Genomic DNA, 17,163 nt, shown 5'->3' on the forward strand with positions numbered 1-17,163 from the left:
AATGAATTGTATTTTATAACAAGGTGAAAGAAAGGCACTTACAGCAAGTAAGTGCCTGATCGACTTACTCCGCTACTTCTACAGTAACACTATAAGTATAGGTTTGAGCAACAGGTTGTTTGGTATTGTCAGTGCTTGCTTCAGGATAAGCTGCTGTAATTAAATAAATGCCTGCTTCGCTAAATTTAATCTCGACTTCACCTTTTGCATTGGTTTTCACATGTGGTTGATCGCGTTTTGCATTTGGCTGATAGCTACTTGCACCTTTAAAGACATCAACTTCTAAGTTAGGAACAGCTTTGCCATCCATTAAAACTTGTGCTTTAAGTGATTCACCAGCAAATAATTCATTTGGGTGTGTTAAAAACTTAAATTCAAAACCTTTATTTTCAACTTGTGGAATTGGGCTTGGTTTGCCTTTCGTCACAAAACTTTCAGCAATATAGGTATTTGTTGTTTGTATGGTTTTTGCATTTGCAGGAACTTGGTCTTCAGCAACAAAACGAGGAGGTTGGTTTGCAGGTGCTTGTTGAGGTGCTTTTTGTTCAGCATTTGCTTGGGGTTGTTGCATTGGCGCTGCATTTGCAGGGCGTGGTGGACGCACACGTAACCAACGGCCGTCTACTAATGCGTATTTAGTTGGATTACCTGCGGCATCTTTGGTACGGATACGGTAGGTTCCTTCATTGGCTAAAGTGAATTCAGCAATATTAAACTTTTTCAGTTCTGCTGCTGCATTGAGTGATGTCGTCTTTCCATCAGGGCTTGTAACTTGGTAACTCGTTTTAAAGTTTCTGCTTGGAACAAAGAATTTTTCTACTGTGATACTACTTTGGAAACTGACATTGTCTGACTTACTATCAAATACTTCTGGCAATAAAAAAGGGCTAGCAGTATGGGCAAAACTTAATGTTGGTAATGCAGAAAGTAATGCAATCGTAACCAAATGACGCATGAAGAATTCCTTAAAAGATAAATAAGCAAAAACGCAAAAGATTTGCGATAATCTACTTGATAACGAGTATCAATTGCAATATTATTTCGATAAATTTTTAATCGTCAAGCTGAAACACTTGGATTGGCAATTAAAAAAATATTTCCTCGCTTATGTGAAGCCTAATTTTGATTAATGTCATTGATTTTATTTAATAATATAGTCATTCATTCTGCCAAAGTTTTGCTGAAAACAAGATGAGCATTAAGATAAAGTTAAGAGCATTACCTTGAATTTATTGATCAATAGATTTTAGGTAAATCTTGGAGAATGGAACCCTAGTATGTCATCAACTCAACAACTTTCTCGTCCAGTACAGATACTCTTTCGTTTATCACCGTTGATGGCAGCGTTGGCTGTATTCATGTCACCAATCACGGCGACTCAAGCAAATGAGCCGAGTCTCAGTGAAAATGCAATACAACAGTTATCTGAGTCAGCTCAAGCACCAAGTTATCGTTTTCATCAAGATCATGTGTTAGGTACATCTTTAGATGTTGTGGTCACTACATCTCAGAAACAAGATGCAGAAAAGGCATTACAAGCGATTCAGACAGAAATTGCTCGACTTGATCAGATTCTTTCAGTTTGGCGTGCTGATAGTGAAATCAGCCAATTAAATCGTGAACATCAAATTTCTGCTTCATCTGAGCTTTATGAGGTTGTTGCGGCTTGTGAGCAATGGCGCAGTGCAACATGTGGTGGTTTTGATGCACGTTTGGGGCAGTTGATTCAGTTGTGGGAACAAAGCAATCAAGTCCAACGCTTGGATGACAATACTCAAGAATCATTACTGCGTCAGTTACAAACGCAAAGTATTGAACTGAATCCTGAAATCAAACAAATTAAAACACCTTCAGCAGTTAAAATTGCACCTGATGCTTATGCCAAAGGTTATGTGATTGACCGTGCTTTGTTGGCAGCAAAACAAGCTGTACCACATTTAAAAGGGATTCTGATTGATATTGGCGGTGATATGCGTGTTTGGGGGCAATCACCTCAACAAGCGGGTTGGAAAGTCGGTATACAAGACCCGAATGAGCGTTTTGATAATGTTGCGCCAACTCAAGTACTCAACCTTAAAGATCAAGCTGTGGCTTTTAGTGGTCAAGGCTATCGTGGATTCGCAGATCAATCACATTTATTAAATCCACATACAGGACAACCGATTCAGAACGTTGAACAATGTGTTGTGGTTGGACAGTGTGCTGCTGATTCAGATGCATTAGCAACCGCATTAACTGCAATGCCTGCGCATGAGGGGATGCAACTGATTGAACAACTCGTCGGTTATGAGGCTCAACTTGTTGCAACTGATGGCACACGTTATCAAAGTTCAGGATGGTCGTCTTTAATGGATGCCAATCAACCTACAATGATGCGTCATGTTGCTGCGAATGGCGCAGCAACAGCTTGGCCAAAAGGCTATCAAGCTCAGTTAGAAGTGAATATTCCAAAGATCGCAGTAGACAACTACCGTGCGCCTTATGTTTCAATCTGGGTGACGGATGGTGATAAAAAGATTGTGCGTACCTTAGCTGTTTGGGGTAAAGATGAAAAGTGGATTAACTCTAACTATGTTTGGTGGCGTCGATATGGTCGTCAAATGCCAAACCTAGATGCTGTAGCAAAACCTTCACGTCAACCAGGACAATATAAGTTGGCTTGGGATGGTAAAGACGAAGCAGGTAAAATGGTGAATGCAGGTAAATATATTATCCATATTGAGACCTCGCGTGAGCATGGTGAGCATTCTTATCAAACCATCGAGTTGAATATCACACCAAAATCAGCGACACAAACGCTGCCTGCTCAAGCAGAAATTGGTACAGTTAAATTGAATTTCCAACGTGGTGCTTAAGCTTTAGCATCACTCCATCTATGAGGCTAGTCCCTTGTATCAACGCCGTGATTTTTACCGCCATGCACGTTATGTGCATGGTTGGCTTTCTGCCTTTGCCTTTATCGTTTTGATCTTCTTTGCTGCTACAGGTTTATTCCTTAATAACCCTGATTGGTTTAAATCAAAAAATGAAGAGCAAACCACTACATTCACTTTACCGCCAACATTAGTTGCATCTCTGCAAAAACAAGAGAATCCAAGCCAAAGTATTGTGGAATACGTTCGTTCGAAACAACCTTTGATTGGTCGTTATAAAAGTAGTGAAGTGCTAGACGGTGAGGTCATGATTCGTCTCGAAAGCCCCGCAGGTTCAACCGACTTGTGGGTGTTGCTCGACAATGGTGATGTTGAAATTACACAAAAACCAGCTACTCCTGTTTCACTGTTGAATGATCTACATCGTGGGAAAAATGTTGGAACAGCTTGGCATTGGTTAATTGATATCAGTGCAATCATCATTATTTTATTGTCGTTGGCAGGTTATATTCTGTTCCTGACCATTAAAACCCGTTTAGTGACACATCTGCTTTTAACAGCATGTAGTTTATCGGCAATTATTCTGCTCATTTGGTCTGCTATTTAAGGTGAAAGGATGACTCAAGCTGTACTGACGATTATTGTGATATTGGCAATATTATTGAGTCTACATCTTTTTATAATCGTTTGGTTGTTATGGCAACAACGTCATGCGAAGCAAAAAGCCAATCAAGATCATCCGGCTTATTTAGTGGTGTATGCGAGTCAATCGGGTCATGCTGAATCTTGGGCAAAGCATACGGCTGAACAATTGCGTTTAATTGATCATCACACTGCAATTCGAAATATTCAAGAACTGAGTATTGCTGATTTAACCCAACATCAACGTATTCTATGGGTGGTGAGTACCTATGGGGAAGGGGATGCACCTGATGTTGCCCAGTCATTTGTCCATAAAATTCTATCCCAATCCTTAGATTTATCGCACTTATCATTTGCAGTGCTTGCATTGGGTGATCAGCGCTATGCGAATTTTTGTCAGTTTGGAAAAACAGTAGAACAATGGTTATTGAAGCAGCAAGCTCAGGCTCTATTTCCGACTGTTTGTGTGGATCAGCTTAATAGTTGTGATTTAGAACAATGGTTGCTTGGCTTGGAGCAGTTAACCGCCACTCAATTTTCAGCGCTATCTATTGAAAAAGAGCACGTGGAATTAAGATTTGCACATCGCCAATGCCTGAATAAAGGCAGTATTGGAGACGCAATTTATAAAATCCAATTGATTCCTGAACAAGATTTGGTTTGGTCATCAGGTGATATTTTAGAGATTCAATGTGAAAATAATACGGCTGATATTCACGATTTTTTAACAGCACAACAGCAAAAAGATGCAGTGGATTTCATCCCTCAACTACGCTGCTTAAATTTAAGAAAATTACCGCCTAGAGCTTCGCTTTCATTCGCAGAATGGATTGCACAGTTTGAATCATTAGCTCAGCGTGAGTATTCGATTGCGAGCTTACCTGAAAATGGTTTAATCGAATTGGTGGTGAGGCAGCAACAGACTGAGTCAGGTTTAGGACTAGGTTCAGGTTGGTTGACGGTGGGGTTGGAGCAAGATCAATCGCTGCAAGCCAATATACGCCATAATCCAAGTTTCCATTTAGCTCATGATGAGCGACCACTGATTTTAATTGGCAATGGTACGGGAATCGCAGGTCTGGTCGCACATTTACGCCAACGTGAGCATTGGGGATATAAAAAAAATTGGCTCATTTTTGGTGAAAGACAGCAGCAGTTTGATCATTTATACCAAACAGAAATTCGCTATTGGCAGCAGCATGGTTTTCTGGATCAGGTGGATTATGCTTTTTCACGTGATCAGGCTGAAAAAGTCTATGTGCAAGATTGTCTAAGAACACAATCGGTTCAATTACAGACATGGATTGCACAAGGCGCAGCGATATATGTCTGTGGTAGTTTACAAGGCATGGCGAGCGGAGTGGATCAAGCATTAAAAGAGATTCTAGGGTATGAACACGTAGAACAGCTTAAGCAGGAACAGCGTTATCAACGCGATGTGTATTAAGTCTTTTGATTAATCGAATTGGGCTAAGACTAGTGCTTTAATCTTGTCAGCTTTTTCAAAATGATCAAGCCGATGCTCTATGATCCACCAATGGGCAGCTTCCATTAAGCATTCAGGATCATCATTTTTATTAGCAAAGAAAGCATAAAAAGAAAGTCCGACGTTACTGCCTTTTTTTGCAATTTTTTCATCGCAAACCTGCACGATTTTGGCTTTGAGTTCAGCTCTCATATTATCCTCTAAGTACTGATGAAAGTAGAATGCAGATCATAGCATTCCCAATATTGGGAGTTTTCATAATTCGATTTTTAATTCTATCTTGAAATCTAAAAAGCCAGCTATTTTTATAACTGGCTTTTGTTTATCAAGAATCAATGCAGTCTTGGTGGGAAAGTTAGAACTTTTTCTCAATAGAGAATTGGAAACTAGGCATGCCTTGGTTTGTTCTTGCTTGATATAAACTACCATCAGACTGATTAGTCAATCGTTCTTTATAATCTGTACTTAAAACATTATTCAGATTCAGACTTGCTGCCCAGCCATCAGTAAAGCGTTTAGTTGCACTGAGATCCACACCAAAGCGTTCATTGGTGGTTCGATCATAAGGTTGACCATCTAAACCGCGAGTGAACTCCGGTGTATAGCTCACATTGATACTGGTGGAAAGTTGCCAAGGTTTAAAATTATAAGATAAACCTGCACTTGCGTTGTAAGGTGCAACATCACTCACTAAACGTTCATTGTGTTGCTCATCTTCAATTTTGGCACGGATGGTTGACACTTGCCCATTCAGCATAAATGAATGACCCGCATCTGTTTGTTTCAACGCATAACGTCCAGAAAATTCAACTCCATACGTTGTTGCTTCATTTTGGTTTTGTGGGCGCTCGACATAACGAGAACCTTCAAGTGCAATCACTTTTTCGATGTAGTCTTTAATTTCACGGTGATATGCAGTTAGGTTAACACCACCACTTGCAGAGTCATATGCCAGTGTTGATTCAGCAGCACGGGTTTTTTCTGGTTTTAAGTTTGGATTTCCACCACGATCTGGATTGTTTAATGAACCAGCATCACTATCTGTAGAAACAGTCACATTTGGAATGAGGCGGTCTGTCTTTGGACTGTTAAACGCTTGGCTGAGATTCGTTTGAATTGACCATTGTTCGGTCAGATCAAAACGATAAGCCAGTACTGGGCTCAAATGCTGATCTTGATAATCGACTAAACCTGAGCGATTTAACCATTCTTGGCGTGCCCCTAAAGTAATGGTTTGTCGATCAGTGAAACGCCAGCTTCCCTCGGCATATAGGGCATACCGTTGTTCATCTAAGCTATCACTTACATTACTATCTAGATTATTACTACGTGCATCAGCACCAAATTTAATTTGACGATCTGGATCTAATTTACGCATACCATCATAAGCTAAACCATATTCATTAATGGTTTCATCTGTATAAATAGTATTTTGAAGAGAACGTGTAAGCTGCGTTTCGGTCTGACGTTCTACTGATAAACGAATTTTATCACTCAGATCTTTGTCTTTACGTTCATAGCGCGTGTTCAAACGAATGCTATCATTCTTATCATCTTGAGTTTGATTTGCTGAATAACCATCCATTTTGATGTTGCGATAGAATAATTCAGCAATCAATTTTTGTTGATCATCAAGATCATATTGCAAGCGAGGTGCAAACATTTGCATGGTGCGATTGATAGTACGTGCTTGTTCACGAGTTCCTGTTGCCGTTTCAGTTTTAGTGAGTGATGTATTATCAACCCACATTTGATTTGCAGAAACACTATATGACCATGCGTTGTCACGACCATCTGCTTGAATATTAATTTGTTTATTTTCGGATTCTTGTTGTTGACTACTGCGTAGTCCATAACCTACTTTTACTGAACCACTTATACGATTATCTAGCGGTTCTTTTAAAATAATATTGATCACGGCTGATGATGCAACTGAAGCTTGAGCAACACTTGGTTGTTTAACAATCTCAATACGTTCAATCATTTCAGGGGTAATGGTGTCAATGATAGACATCCCACCACGAGGGCCGCCTTGCACTGGTTCGCCGTTGATTAAGAATGTCGGACCAGCACCGCCACGGAAACGCATTCCAGAAGCACCGCCACCACCACGAGGACCTTGTCCAGGCGTTGGAAGTTGAAAACCTGCCGCACGGCGTAAAGCATCCATGATGGATTGATCGCCATATTGCAGCATTTCATCTCGGGTAATCACTGTCTTAGGAACTGCACTGATGTCATCATCTTTTTGTTTTTGTGGTTCTGCAGATGCTTTAAAAGAAAGTGTAGGTAAAGTTTGAACTACTGGTTCGGCAGATGGAGGTGTTGTGTTGGTATCGGCAGCAAAAATTGAAGAACTTATACTGAGTAATGCAGAACTGAGTGCACTCAGTTTTCCATAGTAGAGAGGATGTTTCATTTTAAATGCCCCAAAAAAGAATCAAATTATTTTGCATGTAGCCTAATGTAAAATTGTGTAGAAAAATGGAATTTCTGCTGAATAACGCTAAGATTTAAAAAAATATTTAGAGCAACTGTAGGAATGCTAATCCGAGCCAAAAAATGGATGTGATCCTAGACATTTACAGGCAGAAAAAACCGTTATTTGAGTCACAGCTAGATCTTGAATTACCGTATACTTTTCTTGGCATGATCTGTCAGAAAGTACACATGCACTTTTTTAAGACGTCATTGGCTTCCCTGAGCTGTTTAACTTCTTTCTCTAATTCCAATACCCGTATCCTTAGAGGGAAGTACTGTCCATTATTTTGGCTAGGATCATTATCAGTAATACTGAAAATGCTGTGTGCTGATAAATTTGTCTATTTTTTTAGATCGCAAGAAGAGTGTACATAGACGATAGATCTTTGTGATTTATACTTATATCTTTTATTACTCAATAGTAGCCAAACTCAGCAGTATACATTTTGATCTTCAAGCCGATTTGGAATCAAGCGATTGCATAAAAGGAAGTCATTTAGGGGGGGATAGTTTATGTTAGACTATTAGGCATTACAGTACTGCAAATAACTGTAGCTAGAGAATGAGTAGGTAAGATGATTGGGCAGCAGAGAAACATATTGGCAACTTTGGGAATTGATGTTTGGATTCCGAGAGATGTTGTATGTCAAAAAAATACTGCACCCAGCCTATGGCGAGATCAGGTTGTTGAGGATACCCAGCAATCATCTACACTCACATTTGATACACCGCCAATTACTCAACAGATCCTGACACAAATCCCAGTATCGATAACAACGTTTGAGGCACCTCAAGAAATTGAAGTAATCGCACAGCCTGCTGTGAAAGAAGCCATCGCTGAAAAAGAACATATCGTCATAACAACTCAAATACAGACGTTTGAATTACAAATGTATGTGGTAGAAAACTGCGCTATTTTAATTGAAGGCAGCCAACTCAGTGCTCCACAACGACAGCTATGGCAAAATATTCAAAAAGCAAAACTTGGTCAGTATGCTGAATTAAAATGGCCATTTCCATTGGCTGCTTTTCAAGAAAGCCGTGGACTTCCGTCATATATTCAAGGTTTTTTAGATGCGACTGCAACCAACAAAAAAATATTATGCTTAGGTCAACTGGAATTTATTCAGCATTCTAATATATTACATTTAGCGAGTTTAGAAGAAATGTTGGCTCAACCTTTATTAAAAAGACGGTTGTGGCAGTTTATGCAGTAAATCGGAAATTCAATAATGAAGAAAGTTGTTGTATTTAGCCAAATCGATCAGGATGTTTTAACGCAGTTACAGCAAAATTATCAAGTGGTGGTACTTAATCCAAAACTAGGTGATATCAACGAACAGATTCGAACAGAAGTTGTTGATGCTGATGCCATGATTGGTGCAGGGCGCTTACTTAATCAAAGCAATTTAGCACCCGCACAAAAACTTAAAATGATTTCCACTGTTTCGGTAGGCTATGATAATTATGATGTTGATTATCTCAATCAGCAAAAAATTTGGCTTGCCAATACGCCGCATGTTTTGACTGAAACTACAGCTGATTTAGCATTCAGTTTATTACTGAGTGCAGCACGTAAAATTCCACAATTAGATGCTTGGACTAAACAAGGGCAATGGAAACGTACCGTTGCAGTAGAACAGTTTGGTGTTGATGTTTTTGGTAAAACGCTGGGAATTATTGGTCTAGGTCATATTGGTGCAGCAATTGCACGTCGTGGATTTCACGGTTTCAATATGGATATTCTTTATCACAACCGTCGCGAGAAAATTGAAGTCGCTCAAGCATTCAATGCGCAGTATCGTGATTTAGATCAGCTTCTTCAGCAATCAGATTTCATCGTGGTTGCAGTAGATCTAAATAGTGAATCAAAAGCATTGATTGGTGCAGAGCAGTTTGACTTGATGCAGAAACATGCTGTATTCATCAATATTGCACGTGGGTCTGTAGTCGATGAAAATGCATTAATTGATGCTCTACAACAAAATAAAATTTTTGCTGCTGGATTGGATGTATATGCAAAAGAACCGCTACAGAGTTCCCCACTATTTGAACTGCCAAATGTAGTCACTGCGCCGCATATCGGTTCAGCAACCGCAGAAACGCGTCAGAAAATGGTCAAGCTTGCTTATCAAAATCTGATCGACGGATTGGAAGGTCGCATACCTCGATATTTAGTAAATCCAAAATTCGAATAATTGCTTACAACTCGATTGTTGGATTTTTAATCTATATGATCTTTTTAAATTGATTAATATTGCTACACTTGCGCCTTTTGTAATTTTGCATTTGGGGTCGCTTGTGTTTGAAAAATTGGCTGAGAAAAGTTTAAATTTAATGGGTTGGGAACTAGATAATCATTGGGATTTGAATGTTGATCAATGCGTCATGATTGCAGCCCCACATACCAGTAATTGGGATGCTCTATATGCTCGTTTGGCATTGAAAGCTCTGGGTGTAAATGTTCGTCTTACTATTAAAGACAGTTATATGAAGTTTCCATTTGGTCCTTTTGTTCGTGCAATGGGTGGTATTGGGATTGACCGTAGCGTGAAGCAAGAAGGGCAAGAGCGACCGAGTATGGTTCAGCTAATGAGTGACTTATTTAAAACACATCCTAAATTGGTGATGTTGGTGACTCCTGAGGGAACACGTGCGAAACAAGAGCAATGGAAAACAGGCTTTTATCATGTTGCGACTACAGCAGGCGTACCGATTGCATTAGCGTATATGGACTATGCTAAGAAAAAAACAGGTGTGGGAAAAATTGTTTATCCTACAGGTGATTATGAAAAAGATATGGCTGAAATTATGTCTTTTTATGCAGAAATTAATGCAAAATTCCCTGAAAATTTTAGTGTAGATCAACGTTATACAAATTTAAAATAATTGTGTTGATTTCAAAAATATAAACTAAGGCAGGATTTTTCCTGCCTTTTATAACACTTCGTTGCAAATATCTCCATTTTCTAATGCTATATTAAATTTCTTTATTAGAATCATAGAGAAACGACTTGAGATCGCTGCTGCTTGCATGTGGCTTAGTTGCCACAACTCAATTGAGTCACACACAGGTATTTTTGCCGGCACCGACTACTGGGCAGATTGAAGTCCCTGAAATTGGAAGTGGTATAGGTTTACTTGATCAACAAAAAGAAAAACTGATCGGTGAAAAAGTTTATCGTGAAGTTCATCGGCAGATGCCAGCAGTGCAAGATACATGGTTAGAAGATCAATTTTTACAGGTTTTTTCAGGTATTCTCAGCCAAACTCAGTTAGGTCAGCCAATTGGTTTGGTGATTGTAAAAGATCCACAAATCAATGCTTTTGCTGTTCCTGGTGGTCTATTTGCACTGAATACAGGATTAATTACTTCTGCAAAAAATCTAGATGAAATTGCAGGGGTTATGGCACATGAAATTGCACATGTTGCCCAAAGACATTACAGCCGTTCGCAAGAAGCATTTAAAGGGCAGGGTTTACTTGCTTTGGCTGGGATTCTTGTTGGTGCAGCAATTGCATCTACAGCAGATGGGGATGTGGGGTCGGCAGTTATGCTGGGTACACAAGCTGCCTTGATGGATAAGCAACTCAGTTATAGCCGTAACCAAGAGCGTGAAGCAGATCGTATCGGCATGCAGTTTATGTACTCTGCGGGATACAATCCACAAAGTATGGCGGACTATTTTGAAACCATGCATCGAGCAACCAGTCGGATCAGTTTTCTACCTGATTTTTGGCTCACTCATCCATTAACGACAGAGCGTATGAGTGAAGCACGATTACGTGCTAACCAACTCCCAAAAGTAAAATCAAAAATTTATGATCTCGATTTCGAAATATTAAAATTGTACACACAAGTGATTTCAAACCAAGCGACAGAAATTCAATTACAGGCTTTGGCGAATCAGAAAAATACAGCGGCGCAACTTGCACTAAGTAAGTTTTATTTAGAGCGTGGTGATTATACTCAGGCACAGGCAAATCTAGATTTGGTAAAAGCAAAACTTAAATATCATGTCTTAGTTTCGCTTATTCAAACGGATATTTACTTAGGGCAAAATAAATTAGATCAAGCTTATAATAGTATTAATTCAGTTCAGAGAACGATGCCTGAAAATAGGGCTTTATCTTATAAATTTGCAGAGGTTTTGATTCGACAAGGGCAAGTTGCTCAAGCACAAACATTAGTACAACGTTTTATTCATAAGAACCAAAGAGATATAGAAGGTTGGCAATTGTTGCAGCAAGCAACCAATTTGGATAAAAGTTCACCATTACAAGCAGTCAATGTACTTTGCTATCGTGCTGAAGTGGAGTATTGGTCAGGCTATGAGGAAAACGCGATCAAATCGATGTTGCATGCACAGCGTTTAGCCAAAGGAAATTTAGCTATGTCCGCAAAAATTGACTCTCGCTTAAAACAAATGCAAGATGATCGACGTATGAAAATTTAATCTTTATCAAGAATTAAGAGAAATAAAAATGATCAAAGGGCAATGTTTGTGTGGTGCTGTGCAGTATCAATATCATGCTGAAATTGAAAACAGCATTTTATGCTATTGTAGCCATTGCCAACAGGCGCAAGGTTCAATAGCTGGTTGGAACAGCCCACTTGACCAAACACAATTTAAAATTCTATCAGGACGCGATCAGCTCAAAGAATACTTCCACACACCGAATAAAGCACGCGTATTTTGTCAAAATTGTGCCAGCCCACTTTATTCATATCGTACAGATTTACCTAATATTATTCGTCTGCGCTTGGGTACAGTCACAGAAGGAAATATTCCTGCGCCAAAAGAAGAATTTTTTATTGAGCATAAACCAAACTTTATTGAATTAAGATAAGATGACCTGCGTAAGGGATTGCTGAGAAGTTAGAATATTTATGAAGAAAATTTTAGTTTTTATTTTTGCAATAAGTAGTGTGGGGATAAGCTCAGCAGCATCAGTTGAGCAATATGTCAATTCGGTTGAGAAAATTCGTAGTGTGTACGCACAGGATATTCGTGGTTTTTTGCGTAGCCTTAATCCACAGATTTCACAGTTTACACCTGAGCAGCAAGCTCAGTATTGTGGTATTAATCAGCGTTATATTCAGGATATGTCAGATGCGATTGAACAAAATCGTTCATCATTACCACAGCAATATGCCAGTATGACCAAGCAAGATTTAATCAAGCAAGTGACAGAATCGAAAGAGATGCAAATGCTGGCAAAATATAATGTTCAGTGTGATTTTAAATAATAGAAATACTTTAAGTATGAAAGTAAATAAGAAATGACGGGCTTTGTTGCAGGGACATTGGTGCATACGGAAAGAGGTTTAGTCCCAATTCAGGAGATTAAAGTTGGGGATAGAGTCTTATCCCAATCAGATGAGCAATATACTTATCAGCCTGTAATTAGCACATTTAAATCAATAGAAAAACAACAACTTTATCTATTACGATATATAGATAATTATATTGCACCACATGAAGATGATCCCTTTGCTCAGACTATGAATCTTGAGGGGATGTTCCCTTCAGAAATACATACGAAAGTCTTTACGAACCAAAAGATATGGATAAATAAAGATGTAAATTATGAAATTCATGAGGGGTGGCAATCTATCTATGAGCTAAATGGTGGTGAGTGTATACAATTCAAAGATAAAAGTATTGGAGCTATTATTTCAGTTGATCCTTTAATGCAAACACATATTGATCAAGTATTTTATTTGCATACAGATGGTGATTATGTACCAATGATAGTTGATATGCGAAATAATGAATTAAAAACGTATTACATTGCTCATCTAGTATTATCGGCTTATAAAAATATTTTTAGCAGAAATGAACATCCACCACTTGCTGATTACATCATTATAGGCGATTTAGAGAAGCACGTTTTTTTAAAAGATATTATTCAGTTTTTACATAATCCACAGTTCAATTTTGCTTTTGAAAGTGTCTTTAATATTCAATTAGATGATTCGAATACGTATTTTATAGGCAAGAATGGACTATGGCTTCATGATTAAAAATGAATCCAGTTTTTTAGTTGAATAGATTGTATAAAGGGGGAGTTAAGCAGATTAGCTTAATTTTGCTTTAATTTTAGCAGATACTTGTGCAGGATCGGCACGCCCGGCTATGATCGGACGTAGAGAATTCATCACCTTACCCATATCTTTCATGCTAGTAGCTTCTTGAGCAGCAATCGTTTGCTCAATGATGGAATCAAGTTCTTCCTCAGTCATAGCGGCTGGTAGAAATTGAGAAATAACCTCAACTTCGGCTTGTTCCTTACTAGCTAAATCATCTCGACCAGCACCCGAAAAGGCCTTGATCGATTCTTTACGTTGTTTAATTTGCTTTTCAATGACCGCAAGAACCTGAGCATCGTCAAGCTCTATGCGCTCATCGACTTCGATTTGCTTAATTGCTGCCTGTACACCACGAATAACCGTTACTGTTGCCATATCTTTGGCACGCATTGAGTTTTTTAATACGTCAGTAATCTGGTTTTTTAAAGTATTCATAGTCTTTTCAGCAGTCAATCACAAATTAATTAGTAAAGGCGAGTAGTACGTACAGATTCGCGAGTCAATTTCTTTTGATAACGCTTAACTGCAGCAGCTTTTTTACGCTTACGTTCTTGAGTTGGTTTCTCATAGAATTCACGCTTACGAACGTCAGCTAAAACACCCGCTTTTTCGCATGAACGCTTGAAACGACGGATAGCTACGTCTACTGGTTCGCCTTCTTTCAACTTAACTTGTGGCATGTAAAATCCTCTAAGATTATGGATAAGATCTAACGCACGATTGCACTAGATCGCAAGTGAAGGTCAGTATTTTACCCATTTACAACTCAGATCACAAGTCTATAATAGCTTCGATATTATTTTTGATCGTTGTAAAGGCAGTTTAATGATTGTTTTGGGCTTAGAAACTTCGTGTGATGAAACTGGGTTAGCACTCTATGATAGCGAGCTCGGCTTACGAGGACAGGTTTTGTATAGCCAAATTAAGCTGCATGCAGAATATGGTGGGGTCGTTCCTGAATTGGCTTCACGTGATCATGTTCGTAAAATGATTCCGTTGATTAATCAATTGCTTGAACAAAGTGGCGTCAAAAAACAAGACATTGATGCCGTTGCCTATACCCGAGGTCCTGGACTCATGGGCGCACTCATGACAGGTGCGTTATTCGGTCGTAGTTTAGCCTTTGCATTTAACAAGCCTGCAATTGGTGTACATCATATGGAAGGTCATATGCTTGCTCCATTGCTTTCAGAAACTCCACCAGAATTTCCGTTTGTGGCTTTATTGGTTTCAGGTGGGCATACTCAATTAATGGCGGCCTACGGCATTGGTCAGTATGAATTGCTTGGTGAATCGATTGACGATGCAGCGGGTGAAGCCTTTGATAAAGTCGCGAAAATGATGAAATTGCCTTATCCAGGCGGCCCCAATATTGCAAAACTGGCTTTACAAGGTGATGCACAAGCATTTGAATTCCCTCGCCCAATATTACATCAAGGTTTAGATTTTTCGTTTAGCGGTCTTAAAACTGCAGTTTCAGTGCAACTGAAAAAGTTAGGTGAGGAAAATCGTGATGCTGATGTGGCAGCCTCTTTCCAAGAAGCAGTTGTCGATACTTTGGTGAAAAAATCAGTGAAAGCATTAAAGCAAACTGGTTTAAAGCGATTAGTGATTGCAGGTGGTGTGAGTGCAAATCTGCGATTACGTGAGCAATTAGAAACATCATTGAAAAAGATAAAAGCACAGGTCTATTATGCTGAACCTGCTTTGTGTACCGATAATGGTGCTATGATTGCTTTTGCAGGTTATCAGCGTTTAAAAGCAGGGCAACATGATGGTTTGGCGGTGACGACGACACCAAGATGGCCGATGACAGAGTTAGAACCCACTTAAAATGGAATTAATCATTTTTATTGGATGTCAGGCTTCAGGTAAATCAACTTTTTTTAAGCGATATTTTTCCGATACTCATATTCGTTTAAATTTGGATATGTTGAAAACACGCCATCGTGAAAGAATACTGTTTCAGGCTTGTTTGGCGGCAAAACAGAAATGTGTTGTTGATAATACTAATCCAAGCCAACTCGATCGAAAGATGTATATTCAAGATGCAAAAGATGCGCACTTTAAAGTGAGTGCATACTACTTTGATAGTTGTTTGGATGATGCGCTGCTACGAAATGAACAGCGAGAAGGAAAAGCCAAAATTCCTCGAATTGGTGTGATTTCAACTTTTAAAAAGTTGGAAATACCTGAGCTTGATGAGGGCTTTGATGAAATCTATCGAGTTTCTCTTTACCAAGAAAATGATTTTAATGTGAGTTTGCTCTACCAAAGAGAACAACAATGAGATTTGATGATTTAGATACAAAATTAAGAAAGTATGAAACGGCTTATGATTTTTGTATCCCGCCTGAAAATTATATTGTTGTTCGACTTGATGGTCGTGGTTTTACTCGCTTAACCAAAGAAATTTGGCAATTTGAAGCACCATTTGATGTACGTTTTCGGGATTTAATGGTGGAAACCACGGCACATTTATTACAATGTGGTTTTAATATTGTTTATGGTTATACACAAAGTGATGAAATCTCTTTGTTGTTTCATTTAAATGATGACAGTTTTAATCGGAAAGAACGTAAAATTCTTTCAATCTTAGCAGGCGAAGCCAGTGCAAAATTTTCTGTGATGCACGGTCAAATTGCTACTTTTGATGCCCGAGTTTGTATTTTGCCAAATCAGCAGTTAGTCGATGATTATTTTCGTTGGAGACAAGAAGTAAATGCACACTGTTATTGGATGCTTAGAAAATCAGGTCATGCAGTAGGTGAAGCAACTGCACAAGTGAAAGGGTTAAATCGTCAAGAGAAACATGATTTACTTTTTTCACAACAGATCAATTTTAATGAACTTCCAGCATGGCAAAAACGTGGTACTGGTATTTATTGGAAAGACGTCGAAAAAACGGGTTTAAATCCTAAAACTGGCGAACCCACCCAAACGACAAGAAGGCAATTATTTACTGATTTTGATTTGCCTTTAAATGAATTCTATAGTGAATTTATCCATCAAAATTTTTTTTGAAAATATATTTTATGAGCAACAGTTCATAATGGAGTTGTAAGTTGAAAATTTCTTATATTTTTACATGTGGCCGATTAGAGTCTTTATTTAAGATTCTCTGCCTCACTCAACAAGGTGAGAAAAAGGTCGAGTCAAAAGAAAAAGTCGTTGAACAATATAGAAAAGATATCGCTTTAGGGCGTCCTTTTGAAGAAACTGAACTTTATCAAATAATTGAGCAAAGTGAAGAAAAAATTGTCATTAACCGCCTAAGTAATATTCTTCGAGAAAAACCTACTCAACAGAAGAGTAGCTATGATGCAGACGAATATAAGACAGGTGCATGGTCTGAGTTTAATGATTATAAGCTGGCAGTTCGATTTTCAAATGCGAAAACCGAGTTAAGTGAAAAGCACTTTGCGAAAACTGGTGAATACATGACGAGTCGTGGTATCGCAAAATTGACTGGTTTTAATCCAAGTAACATTAAGAATATGTTGCATCATAAAAGAAGCGTAGTGAGAAAAATGCTCACAACCTTAGAGAAATTAGCAAAAGAGTATTGATATTTAAGTTCTATTTTC

At 38.6% G+C, this 17,163-nt stretch carries 19 protein-coding genes; 14 read left to right on the top strand and 5 right to left on the bottom strand.

The genetic code is table 11. The annotated features are described in order from the left end of the window. Positions 1 to 64: 64 nt before the first annotated feature. Complete coding sequence (locus tag MMP60_RS05790; protein WP_241335385.1) at positions 65 to 955, bottom strand: DUF4198 domain-containing protein; 891 nt, start codon at positions 953 to 955, stop codon at positions 65 to 67. Positions 956 to 1,277: 322 nt separating this feature from the next. On the opposite strand from MMP60_RS05790, the gene MMP60_RS05795 reads away from it, so the two are divergent. From MMP60_RS05795 to MMP60_RS05805, 3 genes are read left to right on the top strand one after another with little or no spacing between them, the layout of a single operon-like run. Further along, complete coding sequence (locus tag MMP60_RS05795) at positions 1,278 to 2,855, top strand: DUF2271 domain-containing protein (RefSeq protein ID WP_241335386.1); 1,578 nt, start codon at positions 1,278 to 1,280, stop codon at positions 2,853 to 2,855. A 34-nt stretch (positions 2,856 to 2,889) separates the two neighbouring features. Continuing rightward, entirely contained in the window at positions 2,890 to 3,480 is a 591-nt protein-coding gene (locus MMP60_RS05800; protein WP_241335387.1) for a PepSY-associated TM helix domain-containing protein, read from the top strand. A 9-nt stretch (positions 3,481 to 3,489) separates the two neighbouring features. Continuing rightward, positions 3,490 to 4,962: a sulfite reductase subunit alpha gene (locus MMP60_RS05805; RefSeq protein WP_241335388.1), complete on the top strand. Its 1,473-nt coding sequence runs from the start codon at positions 3,490 to 3,492 to the stop codon at positions 4,960 to 4,962. Positions 4,963 to 4,971: 9 nt separating this feature from the next. Here MMP60_RS05805 and MMP60_RS05810 read toward each other — a convergent pair whose 3' ends face one another. Then, complete coding sequence (locus MMP60_RS05810; RefSeq protein WP_241335389.1) at positions 4,972 to 5,193, bottom strand: DUF6500 family protein; 222 nt, start codon at positions 5,191 to 5,193, stop codon at positions 4,972 to 4,974. 163 nt (positions 5,194 to 5,356) lie between these two features. Then, positions 5,357 to 7,420: a TonB-dependent receptor gene (locus MMP60_RS05815; protein WP_241335390.1), complete on the bottom strand. Its 2,064-nt coding sequence runs from the start codon at positions 7,418 to 7,420 to the stop codon at positions 5,357 to 5,359. Positions 7,421 to 8,057: 637 nt separating this feature from the next. Between MMP60_RS05815 and MMP60_RS05820 the strand changes: the two genes are divergently transcribed. The 7 genes from MMP60_RS05820 (at position 8,058) to MMP60_RS05850 (ending at position 13,510) form a co-directional block, all read left to right on the top strand. Then, positions 8,058 to 8,699 carry a hypothetical protein gene (locus MMP60_RS05820; protein ID WP_241335391.1) on the top strand — a complete coding sequence of 214 codons (642 nt, stop codon included), beginning with the start codon at positions 8,058 to 8,060 and terminating at the stop codon, positions 8,697 to 8,699. A gap of 15 nt (positions 8,700 to 8,714) precedes the next feature. Next, a complete protein-coding gene (locus tag MMP60_RS05825; protein ID WP_241335392.1) occupies positions 8,715 to 9,680 on the top strand; it encodes a D-glycerate dehydrogenase in 966 nt (321 codons plus the stop codon). 139 nt (positions 9,681 to 9,819) lie between these two features. After that, on the top strand, positions 9,820 to 10,371 hold the full coding sequence (locus MMP60_RS05830) for a 1-acyl-sn-glycerol-3-phosphate acyltransferase (protein WP_277603687.1): 552 nt from the start codon (positions 9,820 to 9,822) through the stop codon (positions 10,369 to 10,371). Positions 10,372 to 10,496: 125 nt separating this feature from the next. Then, positions 10,497 to 11,939 (top strand): M48 family metalloprotease, encoded by a 1,443-nt coding sequence (locus MMP60_RS05835; RefSeq protein WP_241335394.1) that lies wholly within the window; start codon positions 10,497 to 10,499, stop codon positions 11,937 to 11,939. 28 nt (positions 11,940 to 11,967) lie between these two features. After that, positions 11,968 to 12,333: a GFA family protein gene (locus MMP60_RS05840; RefSeq protein ID WP_241335395.1), complete on the top strand. Its 366-nt coding sequence runs from the start codon at positions 11,968 to 11,970 to the stop codon at positions 12,331 to 12,333. Positions 12,334 to 12,373: 40 nt separating this feature from the next. Next, positions 12,374 to 12,733, top strand: coding sequence for a hypothetical protein (locus MMP60_RS05845; RefSeq protein ID WP_241335396.1), 360 nt, complete (start codon positions 12,374 to 12,376; stop codon positions 12,731 to 12,733). Positions 12,734 to 12,766: 33 nt separating this feature from the next. Beyond that, positions 12,767 to 13,510: a Hint domain-containing protein gene (locus MMP60_RS05850; protein ID WP_241335397.1), complete on the top strand. Its 744-nt coding sequence runs from the start codon at positions 12,767 to 12,769 to the stop codon at positions 13,508 to 13,510. Between the two features lie 54 nt (positions 13,511 to 13,564). Here MMP60_RS05850 and MMP60_RS05855 read toward each other — a convergent pair whose 3' ends face one another. Further along, the gene (locus MMP60_RS05855; protein WP_004808327.1) at positions 13,565 to 14,011 is read right to left on the bottom strand and encodes a GatB/YqeY domain-containing protein; all 447 of its coding nucleotides are present in this window, start codon (positions 14,009 to 14,011) and stop codon (positions 13,565 to 13,567) included. Between the two features lie 29 nt (positions 14,012 to 14,040). Next, the gene (gene rpsU / locus MMP60_RS05860; protein WP_004652785.1) at positions 14,041 to 14,256 is read right to left on the bottom strand and encodes a 30S ribosomal protein S21; all 216 of its coding nucleotides are present in this window, start codon (positions 14,254 to 14,256) and stop codon (positions 14,041 to 14,043) included. A 145-nt stretch (positions 14,257 to 14,401) separates the two neighbouring features. Between rpsU and tsaD the strand changes: the two genes are divergently transcribed. Genes tsaD through MMP60_RS05880 form a run of 4 tightly spaced genes read left to right on the top strand, consistent with a single transcriptional unit; the run spans position 14,402 to position 17,145 of the window. Then, a complete protein-coding gene (tsaD, locus tag MMP60_RS05865) occupies positions 14,402 to 15,409 on the top strand; it encodes a tRNA (adenosine(37)-N6)-threonylcarbamoyltransferase complex transferase subunit TsaD (RefSeq protein ID WP_241335398.1) in 1,008 nt (335 codons plus the stop codon). Position 15,410: 1 nt separating this feature from the next. Next, positions 15,411 to 15,866, top strand: coding sequence for an AAA family ATPase (locus MMP60_RS05870; protein WP_241335399.1), 456 nt, complete (start codon positions 15,411 to 15,413; stop codon positions 15,864 to 15,866). After that, entirely contained in the window at positions 15,863 to 16,600 is a 738-nt protein-coding gene (locus MMP60_RS05875; RefSeq protein WP_241335400.1) for a tRNA(His) guanylyltransferase Thg1 family protein, read from the top strand. Before MMP60_RS05870 ends, MMP60_RS05875 begins: the two co-directional genes overlap by 4 nt. A gap of 41 nt (positions 16,601 to 16,641) precedes the next feature. Next, a complete protein-coding gene (locus tag MMP60_RS05880; protein ID WP_241335401.1) occupies positions 16,642 to 17,145 on the top strand; it encodes a hypothetical protein in 504 nt (167 codons plus the stop codon). The last annotated feature ends 18 nt before the right edge of the window (positions 17,146 to 17,163 follow it).

This window comes from Acinetobacter sp. ANC 4805 (assembly GCF_022549495.1).
Taxonomy (GTDB): Bacteria; Pseudomonadota; Gammaproteobacteria; order Pseudomonadales; family Moraxellaceae; genus Acinetobacter.

What these genes read in the sequence shown, in the direction of transcription:
- MMP60_RS05805 (WP_241335388.1), top strand. Translation starts at nt 3,490, where the DNA reads ATGACTCAAGCTGTACTGACGATTATTGTGATATTGGCAATATTATTG.
- rpsU (WP_004652785.1), bottom strand. Translation starts at nt 14,256, where the DNA reads ATGCCACAAGTTAAGTTGAAAGAAGGCGAACCAGTAGACGTAGCTATC.
- MMP60_RS05870 (WP_241335399.1), top strand. Translation starts at nt 15,411, where the DNA reads ATGGAATTAATCATTTTTATTGGATGTCAGGCTTCAGGTAAATCAACT.
- tsaD (WP_241335398.1), top strand. Translation starts at nt 14,402, where the DNA reads ATGATTGTTTTGGGCTTAGAAACTTCGTGTGATGAAACTGGGTTAGCA.
- MMP60_RS05840 (WP_241335395.1), top strand. Translation starts at nt 11,968, where the DNA reads ATGATCAAAGGGCAATGTTTGTGTGGTGCTGTGCAGTATCAATATCAT.
- MMP60_RS05820 (WP_241335391.1), top strand. Translation starts at nt 8,058, where the DNA reads ATGATTGGGCAGCAGAGAAACATATTGGCAACTTTGGGAATTGATGTT.
- MMP60_RS05790 (WP_241335385.1), bottom strand. Translation starts at nt 955, where the DNA reads ATGCGTCATTTGGTTACGATTGCATTACTTTCTGCATTACCAACATTA.
- MMP60_RS05830 (WP_277603687.1), top strand. Translation starts at nt 9,820, where the DNA reads ATGGGTTGGGAACTAGATAATCATTGGGATTTGAATGTTGATCAATGC.
- MMP60_RS05795 (WP_241335386.1), top strand. Translation starts at nt 1,278, where the DNA reads ATGTCATCAACTCAACAACTTTCTCGTCCAGTACAGATACTCTTTCGT.
- MMP60_RS05875 (WP_241335400.1), top strand. Translation starts at nt 15,863, where the DNA reads ATGAGATTTGATGATTTAGATACAAAATTAAGAAAGTATGAAACGGCT.
- MMP60_RS05810 (WP_241335389.1), bottom strand. Translation starts at nt 5,193, where the DNA reads ATGAGAGCTGAACTCAAAGCCAAAATCGTGCAGGTTTGCGATGAAAAA.
- MMP60_RS05825 (WP_241335392.1), top strand. Translation starts at nt 8,715, where the DNA reads ATGAAGAAAGTTGTTGTATTTAGCCAAATCGATCAGGATGTTTTAACG.
- MMP60_RS05855 (WP_004808327.1), bottom strand. Translation starts at nt 14,011, where the DNA reads ATGAATACTTTAAAAAACCAGATTACTGACGTATTAAAAAACTCAATG.
- MMP60_RS05845 (WP_241335396.1), top strand. Translation starts at nt 12,374, where the DNA reads ATGAAGAAAATTTTAGTTTTTATTTTTGCAATAAGTAGTGTGGGGATA.
- MMP60_RS05850 (WP_241335397.1), top strand. Translation starts at nt 12,767, where the DNA reads ATGACGGGCTTTGTTGCAGGGACATTGGTGCATACGGAAAGAGGTTTA.
- MMP60_RS05815 (WP_241335390.1), bottom strand. Translation starts at nt 7,420, where the DNA reads ATGAAACATCCTCTCTACTATGGAAAACTGAGTGCACTCAGTTCTGCA.